Origin of the sequence: Enterobacter sp. 168J2 (assembly GCF_034107265.1) — a bacterium.
GTDB lineage: Bacteria > Pseudomonadota > Gammaproteobacteria > Enterobacterales > Enterobacteriaceae > Enterobacter > Enterobacter nematophilus.
In genome coordinates this window covers 305,345-326,582 of the sequence record NZ_JAWNEB010000002.1, presented here as the reverse complement: position 1 = coordinate 326,582, position 21,238 = coordinate 305,345, and the positions used below count along the sequence as shown (strand labels likewise).

The 21,238-nt window shown below is 56.5% G+C and carries 19 protein-coding genes and 1 pseudogene; 4 read left to right on the top strand and 16 right to left on the bottom strand.

Features of this window, described 5'->3' with window-relative positions; genetic code table 11:
- Positions 1–123 precede the first annotated feature (123 nt).
- The 6 genes and pseudogenes from ispH to USG84_RS09660 all read right to left on the bottom strand — a co-directional run bounded on the left by ispH (position 124) and on the right by USG84_RS09660 (position 6,097).
- Entirely contained in the window at positions 124–1,074 is a 951-nt protein-coding gene (gene ispH, locus USG84_RS09685) for a 4-hydroxy-3-methylbut-2-enyl diphosphate reductase (RefSeq protein ID WP_022647010.1), read from the bottom strand.
- 1 nt (position 1,075) lies between these two features.
- Positions 1,076–1,525, bottom strand: coding sequence for an FKBP-type peptidyl-prolyl cis-trans isomerase (gene fkpB / locus USG84_RS09680; protein WP_253540653.1), 450 nt, complete (start codon positions 1,523–1,525; stop codon positions 1,076–1,078).
- Between the two features lie 57 nt (positions 1,526–1,582).
- Complete coding sequence (lspA, locus tag USG84_RS09675; RefSeq protein WP_061099274.1) at positions 1,583–2,083, bottom strand: signal peptidase II; 501 nt, start codon at positions 2,081–2,083, stop codon at positions 1,583–1,585.
- Positions 2,083–4,899: an isoleucine--tRNA ligase gene (gene ileS, locus USG84_RS09670; protein WP_061099275.1), complete on the bottom strand. Its 2,817-nt coding sequence runs from the start codon at positions 4,897–4,899 to the stop codon at positions 2,083–2,085. The genes lspA and ileS overlap by 1 nt, the downstream gene beginning before the upstream one ends.
- A gap of 45 nt (positions 4,900–4,944) precedes the next feature.
- Complete coding sequence (ribF, locus tag USG84_RS09665) at positions 4,945–5,871, bottom strand: bifunctional riboflavin kinase/FAD synthetase (protein ID WP_151413480.1); 927 nt, start codon at positions 5,869–5,871, stop codon at positions 4,945–4,947.
- A gap of 7 nt (positions 5,872–5,878) precedes the next feature.
- Positions 5,879–6,097 (bottom strand): annotated as a pseudogene (locus tag USG84_RS09660) (DUF2575 domain-containing protein).
- A 101-nt stretch (positions 6,098–6,198) separates the two neighbouring features.
- Here USG84_RS09660 and rpsT point away from each other — a divergent pair.
- The gene (gene rpsT / locus USG84_RS09655) at positions 6,199–6,462 is read left to right on the top strand and encodes a 30S ribosomal protein S20 (RefSeq protein ID WP_003856458.1); all 264 of its coding nucleotides are present in this window, start codon (positions 6,199–6,201) and stop codon (positions 6,460–6,462) included.
- 57 nt (positions 6,463–6,519) lie between these two features.
- On the opposite strand, the gene nhaR is transcribed toward rpsT, so the two are convergent.
- The 4 genes from nhaR to dnaK form a co-directional block, all read right to left on the bottom strand.
- Positions 6,520–7,419, bottom strand: a complete 900-nt coding sequence (nhaR, locus tag USG84_RS09650) for a transcriptional activator NhaR (RefSeq protein ID WP_028015467.1) — start codon at positions 7,417–7,419, stop codon at positions 6,520–6,522.
- Positions 7,420–7,477: 58 nt separating this feature from the next.
- Positions 7,478–8,653, bottom strand: coding sequence for a Na+/H+ antiporter NhaA (gene nhaA, locus USG84_RS09645; protein WP_151413479.1), 1,176 nt, complete (start codon positions 8,651–8,653; stop codon positions 7,478–7,480).
- Positions 8,654–8,826: 173 nt separating this feature from the next.
- Entirely contained in the window at positions 8,827–9,972 is a 1,146-nt protein-coding gene (gene dnaJ / locus USG84_RS09640; RefSeq protein ID WP_061099278.1) for a molecular chaperone DnaJ, read from the bottom strand.
- 87 nt (positions 9,973–10,059) lie between these two features.
- A complete protein-coding gene (dnaK, locus tag USG84_RS09635; RefSeq protein WP_028015465.1) occupies positions 10,060–11,973 on the bottom strand; it encodes a molecular chaperone DnaK in 1,914 nt (637 codons plus the stop codon).
- A gap of 296 nt (positions 11,974–12,269) precedes the next feature.
- Here dnaK and satP point away from each other — a divergent pair, with 296 nt between their 5' ends.
- Entirely contained in the window at positions 12,270–12,836 is a 567-nt protein-coding gene (satP, locus tag USG84_RS09630) for an acetate uptake transporter (protein WP_061099280.1), read from the top strand.
- Here satP and USG84_RS09625 read toward each other — a convergent pair.
- From USG84_RS09625 to tal, 3 genes are all read right to left on the bottom strand, one after another.
- A complete protein-coding gene (locus USG84_RS09625; protein WP_116342423.1) occupies positions 12,813–14,135 on the bottom strand; it encodes an MFS transporter in 1,323 nt (440 codons plus the stop codon). The two genes, satP and USG84_RS09625, sit on opposite strands and share 24 nt — an antisense overlap.
- A 122-nt stretch (positions 14,136–14,257) precedes the next feature.
- Positions 14,258–14,845, bottom strand: coding sequence for a molybdopterin adenylyltransferase (mog, locus tag USG84_RS09620; protein ID WP_151413478.1), 588 nt, complete (start codon positions 14,843–14,845; stop codon positions 14,258–14,260).
- Positions 14,846–14,955: 110 nt separating this feature from the next.
- The gene (gene tal, locus USG84_RS09615) at positions 14,956–15,909 is read right to left on the bottom strand and encodes a transaldolase (protein ID WP_003856481.1); all 954 of its coding nucleotides are present in this window, start codon (positions 15,907–15,909) and stop codon (positions 14,956–14,958) included.
- A 262-nt stretch (positions 15,910–16,171) separates the two neighbouring features.
- On the opposite strand from tal, the gene USG84_RS09610 reads away from it, so the two are divergent.
- Both USG84_RS09610 and yaaA read left to right on the top strand, forming a co-directional pair.
- Entirely contained in the window at positions 16,172–17,602 is a 1,431-nt protein-coding gene (locus tag USG84_RS09610) for an alanine/glycine:cation symporter family protein (RefSeq protein ID WP_151413477.1), read from the top strand.
- A gap of 66 nt (positions 17,603–17,668) precedes the next feature.
- Complete coding sequence (gene yaaA / locus USG84_RS09605) at positions 17,669–18,442, top strand: peroxide stress protein YaaA (RefSeq protein ID WP_253540651.1); 774 nt, start codon at positions 17,669–17,671, stop codon at positions 18,440–18,442.
- A gap of 32 nt (positions 18,443–18,474) precedes the next feature.
- Here the strand turns inward: yaaA and USG84_RS09600 are convergent, their stop codons facing one another.
- The 3 genes from USG84_RS09600 to thrB form a co-directional block, all read right to left on the bottom strand.
- Entirely contained in the window at positions 18,475–18,768 is a 294-nt protein-coding gene (locus USG84_RS09600; RefSeq protein WP_151413476.1) for a DUF2502 domain-containing protein, read from the bottom strand.
- Positions 18,769–19,017: 249 nt separating this feature from the next.
- Positions 19,018–20,304 carry a threonine synthase gene (gene thrC / locus USG84_RS09595; protein WP_253540649.1) on the bottom strand — a complete coding sequence of 429 codons (1,287 nt, stop codon included), beginning with the start codon at positions 20,302–20,304 and terminating at the stop codon, positions 19,018–19,020.
- A 3-nt stretch (positions 20,305–20,307) separates the two neighbouring features.
- Positions 20,308–21,237: a homoserine kinase gene (gene thrB / locus USG84_RS09590; RefSeq protein ID WP_151413475.1), complete on the bottom strand. Its 930-nt coding sequence runs from the start codon at positions 21,235–21,237 to the stop codon at positions 20,308–20,310.
- Position 21,238: the final 1 nt, after the last annotated feature.

The following is a 21,238-nucleotide window of genomic DNA, read 5'->3' as shown; positions in this document are numbered from 1 at the left end:
TTCTGGCAGATTAAACGATTAACCTCCCGATAAAGGCATTAATGCTGATGGTTAATCACAGTTAACCAGAAACAAAAATGCCGGAAGCTTTCGCCACCGGCATTTTTCAAATCAGAGAGGAGATTATTCCACTTCGCGGGCGTCGATGCGCAGCTCTTTCGGCACTTCGAAGACGATGTTCTCTTCGCGTCCTTCCAGCGGAACCGCTTCGCCACCGCCCAGCTCCTGCAGGCGCGCAATCACGTTCTGTACCAGGATATCCGGCGCGGAAGCGCCTGCGGTAACGCCTACGCAGGCCGCATTTTTAACCCACGCTTCCTGGATGTCCGTCGCGTCGTCGATCAGGAACGCCGCTTTCCCCATGCGCTGCGCCAGTTCGGCCAGACGGTTGGAGTTAGAGGAGTTTTTAGAGCCGACCACCAGCACCACGTCCGCCTGTTCAGCCAGCGCGCGCACCGCTTCCTGACGGTTGGTGGTTGCATAGCAGATGTCATCCTTACGCGGCCCGACGATTTTCGGGAAGCGCTGGCGCAGGGCGTCAATCACGTCTGACGTATCGTCTACGGAGAGCGTGGTCTGGGTCATAAACGACAGACGCGCTTCGTTTTTCACGTTCAGCGTAAAAACATCTTCCGGCGATTCAACCAGATACATCCCCCCTTCCGGGTTGCTGTACTGACCCATGGTGCCTTCGACTTCCGGATGACCCGCATGGCCAATCAGAATCGACTCTTCACCGCGACGGCTGGCGCGCGCCACTTCCATATGCACTTTCGTCACTAATGGGCAGGTTGCGTCGAAAACGGTTAAATCGCGGCTTTTCGCTTCGTTACGGACCGCCTGAGAGACGCCGTGCGCGGAGAAGATCAGGATCGCACCGTCCGGCACTTCGCTGATCTGCTCGATGAAAATAGCCCCGCGCTCGCGCAGGCTGTCCACCACGTAGCGGTTATGCACCACTTCGTGACGCACGTAAATCGGCGCGCCGTAAATCTCCAGCGCGTTTTCAACAATGCTGATAGCGCGGTCTACACCGGCGCAGAAGCCGCGCGGGTTAGCCAACAGGATCTGCATTTCAGGCCTCCAGTGCCGGATCGATCTCCAGCACTTCAACATCAAAATGAACGGTACGCCCGGCAAGCGGATGGTTGAAGTCAACGGTGATAGAGTCGCCGTTAATCTCGCGGATCACGCCAGGCATTTCGCTGCCGTCCATAGCGGTAAAGAGCATAATCGCCCCGATCTCCGGTTCGCCCGCGTCCATAAACTCGCGGCGCGAGAAATACTGGATCAGGTCCGGGATCGGCACGCCAAACGCGGCATCCGGCTCCAACGAAAACGCTTTTTTCTCGCCCTCTTTCAGGCCCAGGAGCTGCTGCTCAAGACCTTCAGACAGGGAGGTATCGCCGAGACGAAACAGGGCAGGTTTGCCGTTATTGCGGGTGGATTCAGCCGTGGAGCCGTCATCCAGCTTCAGCGTGAAGTGAACGAGAACCGCGCTGTTGCTCTGTACGGATTTAGACATACACATTGCTCTTTAATGTTGTGCCGGGTGGCGCAGCGCGTCACCCGGCATTGACAATTACGCCTGCTCTTTCGCCGCCGGTTTAGGCAAGAAGCCTTCCAGCACGATTAACGCCGCACCGATGCAAATTGCGGTGTCGGCCAGGTTAAAGGTCGCGAAGTGCCAGTCGCCAACGTAGAAGTCGATCATATCGACCACAAAGCCGTGCCACAGGCGGTCAAACAGGTTGCCCAGCGCGCCGCCAATGATCAGCGCGTAGGCGATGTTATTCAGCTTTTGCGTGGCCTTCGAGCGGTACATCAGCACGGCCAGCACCACGCAGATACCAAGAGCGATACCCGCAAAGAACCAGCGCTGCCAGCCACCGCTGTCGGCAAGGAAGCTAAACGCCGCGCCGTAGTTGCGCGCATAGTGCAGGTTAAGCGACGGGAACAGCGGAACCGTCTCCCCCAGAGCGAAATTCTGGAGGATCAGGAACTTACTGCCCAGATCGATAATCAGCACCACCACAACCAGCCACAGCCAGCGCAGTCCTGTTGAACAGAGAGTTTTACTCATCAGGCAAACTTACGTTTTTCGCCGTCGCCGGCGACGTTGCTTACACAGCGTCCGCAGATGTCTGCGTGTTCCGCCACCTGGCCGATATCGGTCGTGTAATGCCAGCAGCGCGGGCACTTCTCACCTTCGGCTTTGCTCAGTGCGACTTTCAGGCCTTTGAGCAACTCGCTCTGCTGAGCGTCAGCAGAAGCCTCGGCATAATCCGCAACTTTTGCACCGGAGGTCAACAGGACAAATCGCAATTCATCGCCCAGCGCGGTCAGCTTCGCCGCCAGCTCAGGTTCGGCGTACAGGGTCACTGCCGCTTCCAGAGAGCCGCCAACTTTCTTGTCAGCACGCGCCTGCTCGATCACCTTGTTCACTTCGCCACGCACTTTCAGCAGCTCGTCCCAGAAGGCGTCGTTCATCGCTTCGGTGCTGGAGAGATCGAACAGACCTTCGTACCACTCGCCGGTGAAGACGTACTTCTCACGGTCGCCCGGCAGATAGCCCCAGATTTCATCTGCGGTGAAGGACATGATCGGCGCCATCCAGCGCACCAGCGCTTCTGCGATGTGGAACAGCGCGGACTGGCAGCTACGGCGCGCCACGCTGTCCGCTTTCGCGGTGTACTGGCGGTCTTTGATGATGTCGAGGTAGAACGAGCCCATCTCGATGGAGCAGAAGCGCATCAGGCGCTGCACCACTTCGTGGAAGTCGTAGGACTCATACGCCTTAACGATGTCTTCCTGCGCCGCTTTCGCGCAGCCTACCGCCCAGCGGTCCAGCACGACCATCTCTTCCGGTTTCACCATGTCTTTCACTGGATCAAAACCGTTCAGGTTCGCCAGCAGGAAGCGCGCGGTGTTACGGATACGACGATAGCTGTCGGCAGCACGCTTCAGGATCTCGTCAGACACCGCCATTTCGCCGGTGTAGTCGGTAGAGGCCACCCACAGACGCAGGATGTCCGCGCCCAGCTTGTTCATCACGTCCTGCGGAGAAACGGTGTTACCGATGGATTTGGACATCTTACGGCCCTGACCATCCACGGTGAAGCCGTGGGTCAGTACCTGACGGTAAGGTGCTTTGCCCTTCATCGCGGTGGAGATCATCAGGGATGACATGAACCAGCCGCGGTGTTGGTCGGAACCTTCCAGATACATGTCGGCAGCGTGACCGGCAAACTCAGGGCGCACGTCAACCACGGAGGCATGAGTAGACCCGGAGTCAAACCACACGTCCAGGGTGTCTGGCACTTTCTCGTAGCTATCCGCGTCCGCGCCCAGGATGTCGCGAGCGTCTAGATCCCACCACGCCTGAATCCCGTCAACTTCGACGCGCTTCGCCACTTCTTCCATCAGTTCCAGGGTGTTCGGATGCAGTTCCTGCGTCTCTTTATGCACGAACAGAGACATAGGCACGCCCCAGGTACGCTGACGGGAGATACACCAGTCAGGACGGTTAGCCACCATGGATTCGATACGCGCCTGGCCCCAGTCAGGGATCCACTGCACGCCTTTGATCTCTTTCAGAGACTGCTCGCGCAGGCCTTTCTGATCCATGCTGACGAACCACTGCGGGGTCGCACGGAAGATGATCGGCGTCTTGTGGCGCCAGCAGCATGGATAGCTGTGCTGCATTTTCTCAACGTGCAGCAGCGCGCCGCTGGTGCGCAGCATGTCAACGATGATGTCGTTGGCTTTAAAGACGTTGATACCGTCCAGCGCCGGGTAAGTGCCAGGCAGGTAAGAACCGTCCGGGCCAACCGGGTTGGCGATTTCCAGACCGTATTTCAGGCTGATGTTGTAGTCGTCAGGACCGTGGCCACCGGCGGTATGTACCGCACCGGTACCCGCGTCCAGCGTCACGTGGTCGCCCAGGATCGCCGGAACGTCGAAGTCCAGGAACGGGTGTTTGAAGCGCATCAGCTCCAGCGCGTCGCCTTTTACGGTGCCCAGCACGGTGTAGTCGGTGATATTCGCGCGTTTCAGCACGCTTTCAACCAGATCTTTCGCCAGGATAACCGCGCGGCCATCAATCTGCACCAGCGCGTATTCGAACTCGCCGGAGAGAGAGATTGCACGGTTGGCTGGCAGCGTCCACGGGGTAGTGGTCCAGATCACCAGAGAGATCGGGCCGCTAACGCCAGGCAGACCGAATTTACCTTTAATGGCATCCTGATCGACCGCTTCGAAGGCCACGTCGATAGAAGGTGACGTTTTGTCGTAATATTCCACTTCCGCTTCTGCCAGCGCAGAACGGCAGTCTACGCACCAGTGCACCGGCTTCGCGCCCTTGTGCAGGTGGCCGTTACCGATGATTTTGCCCAGCGCACGGATGATGTTGGCTTCGGTTTTGAAGTCCATGGTCAGGTACGGGTGCGACCAGTCGCCCAGCACGCCCAGACGGATAAAGTCAGCGCGCTGGCCTTCAACCTGGGTGGCTGCGTATTCACGGCATTTTGCGCGGAATTCCGCGGCAGTGAACTTCTCGCCTGGCTTACCAAACTCTTGCTCCACTTTCAGCTCGATCGGCAGACCGTGGCAGTCCCAGCCCGGAACGTAAGGCGAGTCAAATCCCGCGAGTCCTTTGGACTTCACGATAATGTCTTTCAGAATCTTGTTTACAGAGTGACCAATATGAATGCTGCCATTCGCATATGGAGGGCCATCATGCAGAATGAAGGTTTTTTTGCCTTTTTTGGCTGCACGAATGATGCCGTACAGGTCATCATCGGTCCAACGCGCCAGCATTCCCGGTTCACGCTTGGCGAGATCGCCGCGCATCGGGAACCCTGTTTCCGGCAAATTCAGGGTTGATTTATAGTCACTCATCAGATTCTCGGTTCCGTATTTATCACGTAGGCAGTTAAGCCGGTTCTAAAGCCCAAAAAACTCGCGGGCCGTTAATTCATCTCGCGCGATTTGCGCCTTAAGTTCATCCAGCGAAGCAAATCGCTGCTCGTTGCGTATTTTTTTACGCAGTATTACATCTATATGGCGACCATAAAGGTCCATTACAACGTCCAGCAGGTGCACTTCTAGCTGTTGACGCACACCGGCAACGGTAGGACGCGTGCCAATGTTGGCAACGCCGTAAAACGGCTTATCGCCCAGGCCTGCCACTTCCACCGCATAGACCCCTTTAACCGGGGAAACCTGACGACGCAGCGGTATATTCGCCGTCGGGAAACCAATCGTGCGGCCCAGCGCATCGCCATGGACCACGCGGCCAGAGATGGTGAACGGATGCCCCAGCAAATTTTCTGCCGTGTCCAGTTCATCATTAGCCAGCGCCTGACGCACCGCCGTACTGCTGACGCGCACGCCGCCTTCACAGAAGGTCATCGCGCTGGTGACGTCAAAACCGTACTCCAGACCAGCCTTCTGTAATAGCAAGAAATCGCCCTGACGACCAGCGCCAAAGCGGAAATCATCCCCCACGGCGAGAAACTGAACGCCAAGACGCTTGACCAGCAGGTCGCTGACGAAATTTTGTGCTGTCAGTGCGGCAAAGCGGCGATCGAAACGCACGCACAATACGTAGTCCACGCCGGACTCTGCCAGGTAGCGCAACTTTTCGCGCAGGCGAGTAAGGCGAGCGGGAGATTTATCGCCCGCGAACAGCTCCAGCGGCTGTGGCTCGAAAATCATTACCACAATGGGCAGGCCTCGGGCCTCCCCTTCTTTACGCAATCCCTGCAACAGCGCCTGATGACCACGATGCACGCCGTCGAAATTACCAATAGTCAGCACGCACCCGTGTGGCGCTCTGCTGAGATTATGTATGCCGCGTATCAGCTTCATGTCTGGCTCAAAACAGTGAAAATCGCCAAAGTATACCTTGTACAGCGGTTAAGGTTAACCGGCGATTGTTCGCGCAAAACAGAAAGCCGTAATGATTTCATCAGGCTGACCTTTCACAGCGAAAAAATCTGCCCGTGAACTGCGATTTTTACGCCGAAAGGCTGTATTCACGAAAGACAAGCTGGTAGAATCCTGCGCCATCACTACGTAACGTAGCGTCGCTAATTAACGGCGCTTATTTGCACAAATCCATTGACAAAAGAAGGCAAAGAGGGCATATTCCTCGGCCTTTGAATTGTCCACATAGAACATATTTGGGAGTTGGACTTGGCTAATATCAAATCAGCTAAGAAACGTGCCGTTCAGTCTGAAAAGGCTCGTAAGCACAACGCAAGCCGTCGCTCTATGATGCGTACTTTCATCAAGAAAGTATACGCAGCAATCGAAGCTGGCGACAAAGCTGCAGCGCAGAACGCATTTAACGAAATGCAACCAATCGTGGATCGTCAGGCTGCTAAAGGTCTGATCCACAAAAACAAAGCAGCGCGTCATAAAGCAAACCTGACCGCGCAGATCAACAAACTGGCTTAATCGCCACCTGTTGTTGCTTGTTTAAAGAACCCGCTTAACGCGGGTTTTTTTATGTCTTCAGAATGCCGGTGGCGTAAACAGCGCCGAGTAGTCACGGTTGCAGATTCGCTGCACCGCCGGGTGCTGAATCATCCTTTCGGCGAATATGGCGTGGTACTCCTCCATCACGTTATCTACCCTGCCAATCTCCGTAATCTTATCGTCTGAATAGAGATCGTGCGCGTAGAGCGTTGGCGCCACGAAGATCGCATTATGCGCTTCGCCAAAGGCTTTCATCAGCGCCGCATCGTCGAACTCGCCGAGGATCTCCACGTTCAGCCCCTGTGAGTTAAACCAGTTCAGCAGCTTGCGTCCGAGCATGGAACGCCTTCCCGGCACCAGCAGGCGACGCTCTTCCAGACAGGCCGGGAAAGGTTTCTCCGGCGGCGGATTGATGCACCAGAAGCTGACGCCACATTCGCCAATCTTCACCGAGAACAGTCCCTCCTGCTGCGTGGAGTCGATGGGGCAATCCGAGATAATCATGTCCAGCTTGTGCTGGCTCAGCTGCTCCAGCAGCATCTCGTGGGTGGATTCAAAGCAGCGCAGATGAATTTGTTCATCTTCTACCACGGCGGCATCCAGCACGCCGCTCACCAGCCGTTTGGACAGCGCGTCCGCCACCCCCACGTCAAAGAGCAGGTTCGACTCTTTGCGGTAGTTAACTATATCCAGCATCTCCTGGCTCAGGGTGAACATTTTGTCCGCATAGCGGAAAACCAGCTCACCCAGCTCGCTCGGCTCAATCCCACGCCCCTTGCGCTTAAAGAGCTTTCCCTGCAGCCGTTCTTCCAGGGCCTTAATTTGCCCGGTGATGGTTTGCGGCGTCAGGTAAAGCGCCTCTGCCGCCCCCACGACCGAGCCCTGTTTGTAAACGTGCCAGAAGTAGTAAAGATGGTTGTAATTTAAATGAGGCATCGCGTCTTCGCTCCCTGAGTGTGTATCGGGAGAAGAGTGACCTTCTCCCGGTTTTCCGTTATGCCTGGACGGCCTGTCCGGACAACTTCACCTTCAACAAGGTATACCCAATCACTGCGGCCAGTAATGACCCGATGAGAATGCCGAGCTTCGCCCAGACGATGAGCTCCGGCGCGTTTGCACCAAACGCCAGCGTCGAGATAAAGATCGACATGGTAAATCCAATACCGCACAGTATGCCGACGGCCATAATCTGACCAAAGGTTGTGCCGTTCGGCAACGATGCCAGCTTCATCTTCAGCGCCAGCCAGCAGAAGAGGCTGATCCCCAGCGGCTTACCGATAAAAAGCCCGGCAATAATGCCCAGCGGCAGAACAGACGTCAGCCCGTCCAGCGTAACGCCCTGCAGGGAAACACCCGCGTTGGCAAACGCAAACAGCGGCAGGATCATAAAGGCGACCCACGGATGCAGCACGTGTTCCAGCTGTTTAGCGGGTGACTTACCTTCCTGCGGCTTAAGCGGCACGAAGAAGCCGACAATTACCCCGGCCAGCGTGGCGTGCACGCCGGATTTCAGCACCGCCGTCCACAGCACCATCCCCACCAGGATATAAATGCCGATGCGACGGACGTTGAAGATGTTCAGCAGCGCCAGCACCGCAATCGCCCCGGCGGCTACGCTCAGGGAGAGGATCGACAGATCGCTGGTGTAGAACAGCGCGATAATCACGATAGCGCCCAGGTCATCGATAATCGCCAGCGCCATCAGGAAGATTTTCAGCGCAACCGGCACGCGGCTGCCGAGCAGGGCTAAGACACCGAGCGCAAAGGCGATATCCGTTGCGGCCGGGATAGCCCAGCCGTCACGCGCGACAGGATCCTGCCAGGTAAATGCGAGGAAGAGCAGCGCCGGAACGACCATCCCGCCAATGGCAGCGATCACCGGAAACGCCGCGCGCTGACGGCTGGCAAGCGAACCGAGCACCAGCTCCCGCTTGACCTCAAGCCCCACCAGCAGGAAGAACACCGCCATTAGCGCATCGTTGATCCACAGCAGCATGTTCTTGTTGATTTCCAGCGCCCCGACCTTTAGCTCGACGGGTGTTTCCAGAAATGCGTGATAGAGATCGCGGGTCATGCCCAGGTTAGCCAGCGCCATCGCGGCCGCAGCGGCAATAATCAGGATCACACCACCGGACGCCTCACTGCTAAAGAAACGGTGTAGTAATTTCATTTATGTTCTCTCTTTTACAACGATACCTCGATAAAACCATAATACCAAGCCAAATAGCTCGGCAAAAACAGATTAATATTGAGTATAGACTCAGTTTTACCGATCTATAACCGCAAATAAAAAAAGCCCGGAATCGCTTCCGGGCTTTTTGAAGATAGGTACCTGCTAACGAATTAGCGGGTCAAATCATCGAAGAATTTTTTGACGCCATCAAAGAAGCTTTTGGAGCGCGGGCTGTTTTTCTCACCCGTTGGGCCGCCAAAGCTCTCCTGAAGCTCTTTCAACAGCTGTTTCTGCTTGTCGTTCAGGCCAACCGGCGTTTCCACGACGACGCGGCACAGCAAGTCGCCCTGCGCACCACCGCGAACGGATTTCACGCCTTTGCCGCGCATGCGGAACAGCTTGCCGGTCTGGGTTTCGCCAGGAATTTTCAGATTGACGCGACCGTCCAGCGTCGGCACTTCGATTTCACCGCCAAGAGCCGCCATCGCGAAGTTGATCGGCACTTCACAGTACAGGTTATTGCCTTCACGCTCGAAGATGGCGTGCTGCTTCACCTGAACCTGAACGTACAGATCGCCTGCCGGCGCGCCGTGCTCGCCTGCTTCGCCCTCACCCGCCAGACGGATGCGGTCGCCCGTATCAACGCCAGCCGGGATCTTAACGGACAGGGTCTTGGTTTTCTCAACGCGACCGTGGCCGTGACACTTGGTGCACGGATCTTTAATCAGCGTTCCGCGACCGTGACAGTGCGGACAGGCCTGCTGTACCGCGAAGAAGCCCTGGCGCATCTGTACCTGGCCGGAGCCGTGACAGGTTGGACAGGTCTGTGGCTGGGTACCCGCCTTCGCGCCGCTGCCGTGGCAAACGTCACACTCTTCCAGCGTCGGGATACGGATCTCTTTGGTGACGCCACGAACGGCCTCTTCAAGAGTGAGATCCATGTTGTAGCGCAGGTCTGCGCCGCGTGCCGCGCGCTGACGACCACGACCGCCGCCGAAGATATCGCCGAACACATCGCCAAAGATGTCGCTGAAATCCGCACCGCCGCCAAAGCCGCCGCCACCGAATCCACCGCCGCCCATGCCGCCCTGTTCAAAGGCTGCGTGGCCGTACTGGTCATAGGCCGCACGTTTTTGTGAATCGGTCAGGACTTCGTAGGCTTCTTTGATCTCTTTAAATTTTGCTTCAGCCTCTTTGTCACCCTGGTTACGGTCCGGGTGGAATTTCATGGCCAGGCGCTTATACGCCTTTTTGATTTCACGCTCTTCCGCAGTTTTCGGAACGCCTAAAATCTCGTAATAGTCTTGCTTTGCCATTGGTTTTTTTAAGCCCCTTAACATGCGAGCACGGGCGTGGAGAGTTCTCCTACGCCCGTGCCGATTAATTACCCTGCATCAGGGCGATTATTTTTTGTCTTTAACTTCTTCGAACTCAGCGTCGACAACGTCGTCGTCTTTCGCGTTGTTCGCAGAAGCGTCAGCGCCCGCCTGCTGCTGTGCGTGCTGCTGCTGAGCGATTTCCATCAGCTTCTGGGAAGCCTGTGCCAGCTCCTGCATCTTCGCTTCGATATCCGCTTTGTCTTCGCCTTTCAGAGACGTTTCCAGCGCGGTCAGTGCAGCTTCGATAGCAGTTTTGTCTTCCGCTGGCAGTTTATCGCCCGCTTCTTCAACCTGCTTACGGGTGCTGTGCAGCAGATGGTCACCCTGGTTACGGGTCTGAACCAGCTCTTCGAACTTACGGTCGGATTCCGCGTTAGCTTCGGCATCGCGAACCATTTTTTCGATTTCCGCTTCGTTCAGGCCAGAAGATGCCTTGATGGTGATCTTCTGCTCTTTACCGCTGTTTTTATCTTTCGCAGACACGTGCAGGATACCGTCAGCATCGATGTCGAAGGTGACTTCGATCTGCGGCATGCCGCGCGGTGCCGGGTTGATGCCGTCCAGGTTAAACTGACCCAGAGACTTGTTATCAGACGCACGCTTACGCTCACCCTGCAGCACATGGATGGTTACCGCAGACTGGTTGTCTTCAGCGGTAGAGAACACCTGGCTGTGCTTGGTTGGGATGGTGGTGTTTTTGTTGATGAGCGCAGTCATCACACCGCCCATGGTTTCGATACCCAGAGACAGCGGGGTAACGTCCAGCAGCAGTACGTCTTTCACTTCACCGGTCAGAACGCCGCCCTGAACCGCCGCACCGATTGCCACAGCTTCGTCCGGGTTCACGTCTTTACGTGGCTCTTTACCAAAGAATTCAGCCACTTTCTTCTGAACCATTGGCATACGAGTCTGACCACCTACCAGGATAACGTCCTGAATGTCAGATACGGACAGGCCAGCATCCTGAAGTGCAACCTTCAGCGGCTCGATAGAACGGTTCACCAGGTCTTCTACCAGGCTTTCCAGTTTCGCACGGGTCACTTTGATGTTCATGTGTTTAGGACCGGTCGCGTCTGCGGTGATGTACGGCAGGTTCACGTCGGTCTGCTGAGCAGAAGACAGTTCGATCTTCGCTTTCTCAGCGGCTTCTTTCAGGCGCTGCATCGCCAGCGGGTCGTTACGCAGGTCAATGCCCTGATCTTTCTTGAATTCATCAACGAGGTAGTTGATCAGACGAGTATCGAAGTCTTCACCACCCAGGTGGGTATCACCGTTGGTTGCCAGAACTTCGAAGGTTTTTTCGCCGTCAACTTCGTCGATTTCGATAATAGAGATATCGAAGGTACCACCACCCAGGTCGTAAACCGCGATAGTACGGTTGCCGACTTCTTTATCCAGACCGTAAGCCAGCGCCGCTGCGGTTGGTTCGTTGATGATACGTTTTACTTCCAGACCTGCGATACGGCCAGCATCTTTGGTTGCCTGACGCTGAGCATCGTTGAAGTAGGCAGGTACGGTGATAACAGCTTCAGTTACCGGCTCACCCAGGTAATCTTCAGCGGTTTTCTTCATTTTTTTCAGCACTTCAGCAGAGATCTGCGGTGGTGCCGTTTTGGTGCCTTTCACATCAAGCCACGCATCGCCGTTATCTGCCGCGATGATTTTGTAAGGCATGATAGAAACGTCACGCTGAACTTCTTCGTCCTGGAAGCGGCGGCCAATCAGGCGTTTGATCGCAAACAGGGTGTTTTGCGGGTTTGTCACTGCCTGACGTTTAGCCGGCTGACCAACCAGAGTTTCACCATCCTGGGTATAAGCAATGATAGAAGGCGTGGTGCGATCGCCCTCGGCGTTCTCCAGCACGCGTGCAGTAGTGCCGTCCATAATCGCTACACAAGAGTTGGTAGTACCCAGGTCGATACCAATAATTTTACCCATCTAAACGTCTCCACTAAAAATTCAGTCAACATGTGGTTGTGTACCTGTAATAAGGGCAGAACGTGCTTTTTCAACTGCCCAGATTTGATTTTTTTCAGGTCCACACACTGCGGTTGACTACAAGATGGGGTCGCGACGTCATCCATCAAGGGGCAAGCATAAAAAAAATTTTAATTTCACCCTGATGAGATCATAGACGGCGTCGATGCCGCCCATTATGATGCCGCGCCCCGTCAGGGAGAATTGACGCGGGTTTAACCATTTCACCATATTAATGATGATTTTTTTGAGGACTTATGGGCAACACTAAGTTGGCTAATCCGGCTCCGCTGGGCCTGATGGGTTTTGGCATGACCACCATTCTGCTGAACCTGCACAACATCGGGATGTTCCCGATGGACGGCATTATCCTGGCGATGGGCATTTTTTACGGCGGTATCGCGCAAATCTTCGCGGGCCTGCTGGAATATAAGAAAGGCAACACCTTCGGCTTAACCGCCTTCACCTCTTACGGCTCGTTCTGGCTGACCCTGGTCGCCATCCTGCTGATGCCGAAAATGGGCCTGGCAGACGCGGCAAACGCCCACTTCCTGGGCGTCTACCTGGGCCTGTGGGGCGTCTTTACCCTGTTCATGTTCTTCGGCACCCTGAAAGGCAACCGCGCGCTGCAGTTCGTCTTCCTGAGCCTGACCGTGCTGTTCGCCCTGCTGGCGATTGGCCACCTGGCGGATAACGAAGGCATTGTTCACGTCGCAGGCTGGATTGGCCTGGTGTGCGGCGCAAGCGCTATCTACCTGGCAATGGGTGAAGTGCTGAACGAACAGTTTGACCGCACCATTTTACCTATTGGTGAAAAACACTGATCCCTCTGTCGTGCCCGCCTCGCGGGCACGATATTCCCCCGCCTGACGAAGCCAAACGCCTAATCCCAGCCCCATCAGCGAGAGCGCGAGTACATACCAGGCAGGCGCCATCGGCGACACTCCCATCATCACCGTGACCACTATCGGCGTCAGCCCGCCGAAAATGGCATACGCGACGTTATAAGAGAACGAGATCCCGGTGAAGCGAACCTCCGGCGGGAACGCGCGCACCATGACGTAAGGCACAGCACCCACTACGCCCACGCACAGCCCCACGATGCCGTACAGCAGGAACAGCTGTTCAGGATGCGTGCCCGCCAGATGGTAGAACGCCCAGCTCGACGCGGCCAGCAGCAGGCTGCCGACGATGAAGGTCAGGCTGGCACCGAAACGATCCGCCGCCAGCCCGGCGGCCAGACAGCCAAAGCAGAGCATGATTGTCGCGATACTGTTTGCCTGCAAGGTCACGGCAGGGGCGAAACCGTACTGCTTCTGCAGCCACACCGGCGACATCAAAATTACCACCACGATGCCCGCCGACAGCAGCCAGGTAAGCAGCATCGACACCACCACCGCTTTTTTATGACGCACCACGACGGCTTTGACCGGCAGCTCCTGCGCCAGCGCCTTGCGCTGCTGCATTTCGAGGAAAATCGGCGTCTCCTGCAGCCAGCGGCGAAGGTACATTGCCACCAGACCAAACGCCCCGCCCAGCAGGAACGGAATACGCCAGCCCCAGTCATGCACGGCCTGCTGCGTCATGCTGGTGTTGACTATCGTCGCCACCACCGACCCCAGCAGGATCCCGACGGTCAGCCCCGCCGTTAACGTTCCGCAGGCGATCCCGATGCGGCGGGCAGGAACGTGCTCCGCCACAAACACCCAGGCCCCCGGCACTTCCCCGCCGATGGCCGCGCCCTGAAGAATGCGCATCAGCAGCAGCAACAGCGGGGCGAGAATGCCCATTGAGGCATAGGTGGGCAGCAGGCCGATGGCCAGCGTCGGCACGGCCATCAGCAGAATGCTCAGGGTAAACATCTTCTTACGCCCGACAAGATCGCCAAAGTGGGCCATGATGATGCCCCCCAGCGGACGCGCCAGATACCCGGCAGCAAAAATGCCGAAGGTTTGCACCTGACGCAGCCATTCAGGGATATCCGCCGGGAAGAAGAGCGCCCCCACCACGGCGGCGAAGAAGACAAAGATGATGAAGTCGTAAAACTCCAGCGCGCCGCCTAAGGCGGCGAGCGTAAGGGTTTTGTAGTCCTGTCGATTCAGAGGTCGGGTGTTATGTGACATAGCGAACCATTGTGCATGTATTGTGGATTATTTTTTACAGCAATCGTAAAGAAAAAATTACTATATCGTAAATCCATTTACACGCTACTGCGGCTGGCGCTAATGTCACATTTTAGTTAATTTCAGGAGATTATCTCGCGGCGTGCGCTTTTAGGACGAAATGCTGCTACCACTTTGTCGTCAGTTTCCACGTACGGCCCGTCAAGCAACTGTATACAATACGGTACACTTGCAAAGATGCCGTGCACGATGACGCTGCCGTCCTCGGCTTTTAATCCTTCCAGCGTCTCTTTGATCGACTTTGGCTGCCCCGGCAGGTTCAGTATTAGCGCCTGTTTGCGGATCACTCCCACCTGGCGGGAAAGGATTGCCGTCGGGACAAAGTGTAGACTGATCTGGCGCATCTGTTCGCCGAAGCCCGGCATTTCACGATCGGCAATAGCCAGCGTCGCGTCCGGCGTCACGTCGCGGCGCGCGGGGCCGGTTCCGCCCGTGGTCAGCACAAGGTGACAGCTCATCTCATCCACCAGTTCACACAGGGTCTGCTCGATGATCGGCTGTTCGTCGGGGATAAGGCGAGTCTGGATCTCAAACGGGGTGGTCAGCGCGCTTGCCAGCCACTCTTCCAGAGCGGGGATGCCTTTATCCTGGTAAACGCCGCTGGAGGCGCGGTCAGAAATCGACACTAAGCCGATGCGTAAGGTATTCATATCCATTCCATTCAAAAAGTACTGATTAAAGGGAATGATACACGCAGTGGGAAAATTCAGACAGAGATCAGAAGAAGACGCGTGACCGGGAGCCCGGTCACGCAGAATGATTACAGCAGGTCGCCGATCATTTTTTCCAGTTTTTCCTGGTCGATAGCAAACTTACGGATACCGTCCGCCAGTTTGTCTACAGCCATTGGATCCTGGTTGTGCTGCCACAGGAACTCGGATTCGGTGATGCGCTCCGGGCGCGCCTTCACTTCGCCGGTGTAAGACAGCTTACGCTCGATAGCACCTTCGCTTTCTGCCAGCTCTTTCAGCAGCGCAGGGGCGATGGTCAGACGGTCACAGCCGGCCAGCTCGATGATTTCACCCACGTTACGGAAGCTTGCGCCCATAACCACGGTCTCATAGCCGTGCTGTTTGTAGTATTCGTAGATTTCAGTCACGGAAATCACGCCTGGATCTTCAGACGCCGCGTACTCTTTCTTGTCGGTGTTGGCTTTGTACCAGTCCAGAATACGGCCCACGAACGGAGAAATCAGGTACACGCCTGCTTCCGCACACGCACGCGCCTGCGCGAAGGAGAACAGCAGGGTCAGGTTACAGTTGATGCCTTCTTTTTCCAGCTGCTCTGCAGCGCGAATGCCCTGCCAGGTCGACGCCAGTTTGATCAGGATACGGTCGTTGCTGATGCCCGCATCGTTGTACAGTTTGATCAGGCGTTTTGCTTTCGCGATTGACGCTTCGGTGTCGTAGGAGAGACGTGCATCCACTTCGGTAGAGATGCGGCCCGGAACCAGTTTCAGAATTTCCAGACCGATGTTCACTGCCAGTTTATCAGTAGCATCCACAACCTGCTGCGCGCGGTCATTGCTCTGCGCTTTCGCCCAGGTCACAGCCTCGTCAATCAGTTTGCGATACTCAGGGATCTGTGCGGCGTTAAGGATCAGAGAAGGGTTAGTTGTGGCATCCTGCGGCTGGTACAGCTTCATTGCCGCGATATCTCCGGTGTCAGCTACGACAGTGGTGAACTGACGAAGGGAGGTCAATTTATCCGTCATGATAGTGTTTCTCTTTTAACGTGCCCTGGATAATTCACGCTACCGACAGCATGCCTGCAGCGGAAAAATGACAGGTTTACTTGTTAGGGGGATGTAACCGGTCTGCCCTGATGATAACACGACGGAGGGGTAGCGCAACCGCAGACAGTGCGCTTAGGCAGAGTATGATAAACTCAGAATATTAACAGGCTGCTAAGCAACAGCATGCCCAATCAGTGGTAGCGCTTACATATTCACGTTGGCATCAACAAGAGGGACGTTAATGCCTGATTTCTTTTTCTTTATAAACGAAGTCCTCTGGGGTTCGATTATGATCTACCTGCTTCTGGGAGCAGGTATCTGGTTTACGCTACGCAGTGGGTTTATCCAGTTTCGCTATATTCGCAAATTTGGCAGAAGTCTGAAAAACAGCGTCACGCCCCAGCCGGGCGGATTAACGTCGTTTCAGGCGCTGTGTACCAGCCTGGCTGCCCGCCTCGGTAGCGGAAACCTGGCGGGCGTTGCGCTGGCCATCAGCGCCGGTGGGCCAGGCGCGGTGTTCTGGATGTGGGTCACGGCGCTTCTCGGAATGGCGACCTCTTTTGCCGAAAGTTCGCTGGCACAGCTCTATAAAGAGAAAGACAGAAACGGGCAGTTCCGCGGCGGTCCGGCCTGGTATATGGCGCGTGGCTTAGGAATGCGCTGGATGGGCGTTCTCTTCTCGCTTTTTTTACTGCTCGCGTACGGTCTTATCTTTAATACCGTGCAGTCAAACTCCGTCGCCCACGCCCTGCGCTATACCTTCTCCTGCCCGGAGTGGATCACCGGCATCGTTTTAGCCCTCTTTGTTTTGTTCACCATTTCTGCCGGCCTGAAAGGCGTTGCCCGCCTGATGCAGTGGCTGGTTCCCATCATGGCGCTGCTCTGGGTTGCCGCGAGCCTGGTCGTCGCTGCGCTGCATGTCGACCAGGTTCCGGGCGTGATTGCGACCATCTTTAAAAGCGCCTTTGGCTGGCGTGAGGTAGCGTCAGGCGCGCTGGGCTACACCCTGAGCCAGGCGCTGATGGCAGGTTTTCAGCGAGGCATGTTCTCCAATGAAGCCGGGATGGGCTCCACTCCCAACGCCGCCGCGGCCGCCTCTTCCTGGCCACCGCACCCCGCAGCGCAGGGTATCGTGCAGATGATAGGCGTTTTTATGGACACCGTTATTATCTGTTCCGCCAGCGCCATGATCCTTCTGCTGGCCGGCCCGGTGCCTCATGCCTCGGACGCCGTCGGGATCCAATTTCTCCAGCAGGCGCTGGTGAACCTTACCGGCGGCTGGGGGGCGGGATTTGTCTCGCTCATTCTGATGCTGTTCGCCTTCAGCTCGATTGTGGTGAATTACCTGTACGCCGAAAACAACCTTATCTTTCTGAAATTAGACTCTCGTCCGGCCATCCTTTTGCTTCGCCTGGGCGTGATACTGATGGTGATCGCGGGCTCCCTTCTGAATATGCCGCTGGTCTGGCAGCTGGCGGATGTCATTATGGCGCTAATGGCAATCACTAACCTGACGGCGATCCTGCTGCTCTCGCCCGTTGTGAACCTGATTGCCAGGGATTATCTTCGCCAGCGCAAGCTGGGCGTTCCTCCGGTATTTGATGCCGCACGCTATCCCGAAATTCAGTCACAGCTTGCCCCCGGCACCTGGGATGATTTGCCCCGGCGATAACAGCTATCGATCAATTCAGGGCGATTTTTTGTTAAAGTCGCTCTAAATTTCCTGCAAGGACTGGATATGCTGATTCTGATTTCACCTGCAAAGACGCTCGACTACCAGAGCCCGCTCGCCACCGAGCGTTATACCCAGCCAGAACTGCTGGACTATTCGCAACAGCTGATCCGCGAAGCGCGCAAGCTCTCTGCGCCGCAAATCGCCTCGCTGATGAGCATCAGCGACAAGCTGGCGGACCTGAACGCGACCCGATTCCACGAGTGGCACCCGGATTTCACCCCCGCCAACGCGCGCCAGGCGATCCTGGCGTTTAAGGGCGACGTCTACACCGGCCTGCAGGCGGAAAATTTTAGTGAAGCCGACTTTGATTTTGCCCAGCAGCACCTGCGCATGCTGTCGGGTCTGTATGGCGTGCTGCGCCCGCTGGATCTGATGCAGCCATATCGTCTGGAGATGGGGATTCGCCTGGAAAACGCCAAAGGCAAAGACCTGTACCATTTCTGGGGCGATATCATCACCGACAAGCTGAACGCGGCGCTGCATGCTCAGGGCGATAACGTGGTGGTTAACCTGGCATCCGATGAGTACTACAAGTCGGTGAAGCCGAAAAAGCTGAACGCGGAGATCGTTAAGCCGGTCTTCCTTGATGAGAAGAACGGCAAGTTCAAGGTCATCAGCTTCTACGCTAAAAAAGCGCGTGGCCTGATGAGCCGCTACATCATACAGAACCGCCTGACGAAGCCGGAGCAGCTGACCGGTTTTAACAGTGAAGGGTATTTCTTTGACGAAGAGGCGTCGGGGAAAGGCGAGCTGGTGTTTAAGCGCCACGAGCAGTAAAACACAACCCCGCCTGCTGGCGGGGTTTTGCGTTAATGGTGCTTCCAGTCCGGTCCCGGACGGTGGTCGTCGTGATGATGGTCGTGTCGGTCATCACGATCGCGACGTTCATCGTGCGGGCGCCAGTGGTTATCGCGCCAGTCATAATGTGCCTTCCACCAGTCGTGGTCGCGCCAGCGGCCGCCGTCCCAGTAATGTCCATTATTATCCCGATCGCCAATCTGCAGCTTGACCGCAGGTACGAGAGTAATTTCAGATGCCTGTACCGTTATGGGAGCGACCAGCATCAGTGAAAGCGCAATCAGCGCAGGTTTCAGTTTAGACATCGGTGACTCCTTATGATTCTTGCCCAACGTGGGCCGATGTAAGGAGATTACGCGAGGGGAACCGGGGATGTTATTCTCTGCAATCCTAAACGCTAAGTGACCGCATTTATTGGGAATTTCTGCTTTTTCCCTGCTATTTTTCTCCTTAATTTCTTCACAAAAAAAGCCGGGTGGCGCTGCGCTTATCCGGCTTACGATAAGTTCGTCGTTGTAGGCCCGGTAAGGCGAAGCCGCCACCGGGCAACACAATCACGCGCGGGTCATCATCAGCTTACGCAGCGCGGCAAAATCCGCCGGCAGCTCATGAGACAGCAGCGGCAGGTCGGCGCGCTCGGCCAGCTCTTTTGGCAGCGGCAGCGTTTCGCCCAGAATCTCTTCCACGCTCTCTTTGAACTTCGCCGGATGCGCGGTGCCCAGGAACAGGCCATATTCACCCGGGTTAAGCTGGTCACGCAGCGCGCGGTACGCAATTGCCGCGTGCGGCTCAGAGGTGTAGCCCACCGCTTTCAGCTCGCGCATGGCGGCTTTGGTGGTTTCGTCCGTCACCGCAGCGTAGCCCAGGTCACCCAGACGCCACACCTTGCGGCGGAACAGCTCTTCCACGCGCGGCCAGTTGTTCGGCTGTGACACGTCCATGGCATTGGAGAGCGTCGCCTGCGTGGCGTTAGGTGCCCATTTGCCGTCTTTCAGGAAACGCGGCACGGTGTCGTTGGCGTTGGTGGCCGCGATAAAGCGTTTCACCGGCAGACCGAGAGATTTCGCCAGCAGGCCCGCCGTCAGGTCGCCAAAGTTACCGCTTGGTACGGAAACTACCAGCTGATTGCGCGCTTCCTGCGGCAGCTGAGCCACCGCTTCGAAGTAGTAGCAAATCTGCGCCAGCAGGCGGCTGATGTTGATGGAGTTCGCCGAGTTCAGCCCCAGCGCGGCCTTCAGTTCTTCATCATCGAACGCCTGCTTGACCAGCGCCTGGCAGGCATCGAAATCGCCGTCGATCGCCACGGTTTCAATGTTGCCGCCGAGGGTGCAGAACAGTTTTTCCTGCAGCGGGCTGATCTTGCCTTTTGGATAGAGGATCACCACGCGGACGTTTTTCAGGCCGTAGAACGCGTGGGCCACCGCCGCGCCGGTATCGCCGGAGGTGGCGGTCAGGATGGTTACCGGCTTGTCGCCGCTGATGTGGGTCAGCATCTGCGCCATAAAGCGGCCGCCGAAATCTTTGAACGCCAGCGTCGGGCCATGGAACAGCTCCAGACAGCCGACGTCAGGCTCCACCTGCTTAACCGGAGCCGGGAAAGCAAACGCCGCGCGCACGCGCTCTTCCAGCAGCTCCTGCGGGATTTCGTCGCCGATAAATGCAGAAAGAATTTTGGTGCTGCGGGTGACAAAATCCTGCTTCAGCAGTTCATCAATCTCGGTCAGCTGAAATTCCGGCAGGTCGTGCGGGAAAAACAGCCCCTGATTTTTGCCCAGCCCCTGAGTCACCGCCTGCGCGAAGCTGACCTGCTCGTTATGATCTTTAAGGTTGTAGAGTTTCATTAATTATCCCAGTACTCGTGCGCCAGCCGTGTCCAGACGGCAAATATGAACAAAGCCTTCCTGATTTTGCAGGTAGTGTTTAGAGAGCCAGTCCGCCACGCGCTGCGCGGTGTCTGGTTTGTCGCACAGGGCGAACAGCGTCGGGCCGGAGCCGGAGATGCCGCACGCCTGCGCGCCGATATCCATTGAAGCCTGTCGCGCCTCGTTGAAGCCGGGCAGCAGCTTCGTGCGGTACGGCTCGGCAATGACGTCTTTCATCAGTTTCGCCGCCAGCTGCGGCTGACGGGTATAGCAGGCGTGGATAAAGCCCGCCAGATGACGCCCGTGGGCGATACAGTCCTGGCGACGATACTGCGCAGGCAGGATCGCACGCGCTTCCGCGGTAGAAACCTTGATGCCCGGATACGCCAGCACCCACAGCCACTCGTCAAACCCTGGCACCTGCTGGCTGATGATGCCATTTTCTTCGATCATCAGCTGCATACCGCCAAGGAAGCACGGCGCCACGTTATCGTAATGAATACTGCCGGAGATGCGTCCTTCCAGCTCGCCCATCAGCTCCAGCAGGCGGCTGTTGTTCAGCGGCTTGCCGCAGTGTTCGTTCATCGCCACCAGCGCGGCGACCACCGAGCAGGCGCTGGAGCCCAGGCCCGAGCCAATCGGCATACTTTTTTCCAGCGTCATGGAAACCGGCACCTTTTTGCCGATCTCCTGACAGAAGCGTTCCCAGCACTGATAGACGATATTCTCGCGCGGGTCGGACGGCAGCTTGCTGGCGAAGCGGCCTACGTTATTCAGGCTGAAGCTCTCTGCCGCTTCCACCGTGACCGTATCGCCCAATAGTGAACCGTCCACCGGCGTCACCGCCGCACCCAGCACGTCAAATCCGACGCTCATATTGGCGCTGGAAGCCGGGGCATAAACTTTGACCATG

Bases quoted from the DNA above. Each gene is read 5' to 3' on its own strand.
- ispH (WP_022647010.1), bottom strand. From the start codon at position 1,074: ATGCAGATCCTGTTGGCTAACCCGCGCGGCTTCTGCGCCGGTGTAGAC.
- fkpB (WP_253540653.1), bottom strand. From the start codon at position 1,525: ATGTCTAAATCCGTACAGAGCAACAGCGCGGTTCTCGTTCACTTCACG.
- lspA (WP_061099274.1), bottom strand. From the start codon at position 2,083: ATGAGTAAAACTCTCTGTTCAACAGGACTGCGCTGGCTGTGGCTGGTT.
- ileS (WP_061099275.1), bottom strand. From the start codon at position 4,899: ATGAGTGACTATAAATCAACCCTGAATTTGCCGGAAACAGGGTTCCCG.
- ribF (WP_151413480.1), bottom strand. From the start codon at position 5,871: ATGAAGCTGATACGCGGCATACATAATCTCAGCAGAGCGCCACACGGG.
- nhaR (WP_028015467.1), bottom strand. From the start codon at position 7,419: ATGCCTCATTTAAATTACAACCATCTTTACTACTTCTGGCACGTTTAC.
- nhaA (WP_151413479.1), bottom strand. From the start codon at position 8,653: ATGAAATTACTACACCGTTTCTTTAGCAGTGAGGCGTCCGGTGGTGTG.
- dnaJ (WP_061099278.1), bottom strand. From the start codon at position 9,972: ATGGCAAAGCAAGACTATTACGAGATTTTAGGCGTTCCGAAAACTGCG.
- dnaK (WP_028015465.1), bottom strand. From the start codon at position 11,973: ATGGGTAAAATTATTGGTATCGACCTGGGTACTACCAACTCTTGTGTA.
- satP (WP_061099280.1), top strand. From the start codon at position 12,270: ATGGGCAACACTAAGTTGGCTAATCCGGCTCCGCTGGGCCTGATGGGT.
- USG84_RS09625 (WP_116342423.1), bottom strand. From the start codon at position 14,135: ATGTCACATAACACCCGACCTCTGAATCGACAGGACTACAAAACCCTT.
- mog (WP_151413478.1), bottom strand. From the start codon at position 14,845: ATGAATACCTTACGCATCGGCTTAGTGTCGATTTCTGACCGCGCCTCC.
- tal (WP_003856481.1), bottom strand. From the start codon at position 15,909: ATGACGGATAAATTGACCTCCCTTCGTCAGTTCACCACTGTCGTAGCT.
- USG84_RS09610 (WP_151413477.1), top strand. From the start codon at position 16,172: ATGCCTGATTTCTTTTTCTTTATAAACGAAGTCCTCTGGGGTTCGATT.
- yaaA (WP_253540651.1), top strand. From the start codon at position 17,669: ATGCTGATTCTGATTTCACCTGCAAAGACGCTCGACTACCAGAGCCCG.
- USG84_RS09600 (WP_151413476.1), bottom strand. From the start codon at position 18,768: ATGTCTAAACTGAAACCTGCGCTGATTGCGCTTTCACTGATGCTGGTC.
- thrC (WP_253540649.1), bottom strand. From the start codon at position 20,304: ATGAAACTCTACAACCTTAAAGATCATAACGAGCAGGTCAGCTTCGCG.
- thrB (WP_151413475.1), bottom strand. From the start codon at position 21,237: ATGGTCAAAGTTTATGCCCCGGCTTCCAGCGCCAATATGAGCGTCGGA.